At 42.9% G+C, this 1,208-nt stretch carries 2 protein-coding genes; one reads left to right on the forward strand and one right to left on the reverse strand.

The features are described 5' to 3' along the window. Nucleotides 1-255 precede the first annotated feature (255 nt). Nucleotides 256-393: a hypothetical protein gene (locus DA100_RS20945; RefSeq protein ID WP_171052181.1), complete on the forward strand. Its 138-nt coding sequence runs from the start codon at nucleotides 256-258 to the stop codon at nucleotides 391-393. Nucleotides 394-444: 51 nt separating this feature from the next. On the opposite strand, the gene DA100_RS08355 is transcribed toward DA100_RS20945, so the two are convergent. Beyond that, nucleotides 445-1,208, reverse strand: a 764-nt coding sequence (locus DA100_RS08355; protein ID WP_138971729.1) for an IS3 family transposase, incomplete at its 5' end; no start/stop codon positions are given.

Raw genomic sequence — 1,208 nt, forward strand, 5'->3', positions numbered from 1 at the left:
GAGATTTTTACTGTTCGTCTATAGAAGAAAAACAAAAAATCATCACCCTAATCCTAGAGAGTCAAAAAGATATCGAGTATGTGGAACTAGCAAAATTGAACGATATGTTTAAACACCCTATTTTTACTCAAGACTAGAAGAATGCAAGTTGAACTCTATTAACAGGTTTGTAGGTTAAATCAGTTTTACTTTTCTCATATCGATTGCCAGACTACCGGCGGCACCACGGATGATACCATCACAGTGTTAGTTAGCATGCCGTTTAACTGGCAAGCCTCAAAGCATCAACAACTGGGCTATATAGCGTCAGGTAAAAAACAAGGTGATTTAACCATAGAGCCTGCGCCAAAAGAATTTGGCACTCGTCTTATTGAAGTGAGAATCGACGAATGAATAGTAAACAAGACATCGAGTCCCTTAAGGAACAATGTAAACCTCCCCTAATTAGTTGCGCCCATAATTAGAGGTTTCGGTTTGTTCATTCTTCATTAAATATTCCCATGGTGTCAGATCGTTGAGGGCATCATGGGGACGTTCTTCGTTGTATTCTCGTATCCAGTTTTCTGTTAGCTCACGCACTTCATTCAAGGTTCTGAACACATACATATCGAGGATCTCTGTGCGATACGTACGGTTAAATCGTTCGACATAGGAGTTCTGAGTCGGTTTGCCTGGCTGGATAAATTCCAGCTTGATATCATGCTCCTCAGCCCAAGTCGCAAGCGTCACAGAGATGAACTCTGGGCCATTATCCATTCGCAACTTTTCTGGATAACCTCGCCATGCAATGATTCGTTCAAGCACTCGAACCACTCGTTGCGCTGGGAGGCTTAAATCCACTTCGATAGCGAGTGCTTCACGATTGAAGTCATCCACTACGTTGAAGGTTCTAAATCGACGTCCGCACTGTAAGCTGTCACTCATAAAGTCAATCGACCAACACTGGTTAGCTACCATAGGCACATTAAGCGGCTCAGGCGAACGAGTTGGTAAGCGTTTTTTCGCTTTACGACGCCTATTGAGTTTGAGTTCGCAGTAAATCCGATATATCCGTTTATGATTCCAGCCATGTCCCCAGCGACGAAGTATTTTGAGCAATTTGCTAAAACCGTAGGCTGGATAACGCTCAACCGCCTTTTGCAGTTCAACAATCACTTCATGATCGTTATTCGCTTTAGGCTGGTATCGATAAACCGAATCACTAATGC

It is taken from the genome of Vibrio sp. Hep-1b-8 (assembly GCF_006124995.1).
Taxonomy (GTDB): Bacteria; Pseudomonadota; Gammaproteobacteria; order Enterobacterales; family Vibrionaceae; genus Vibrio.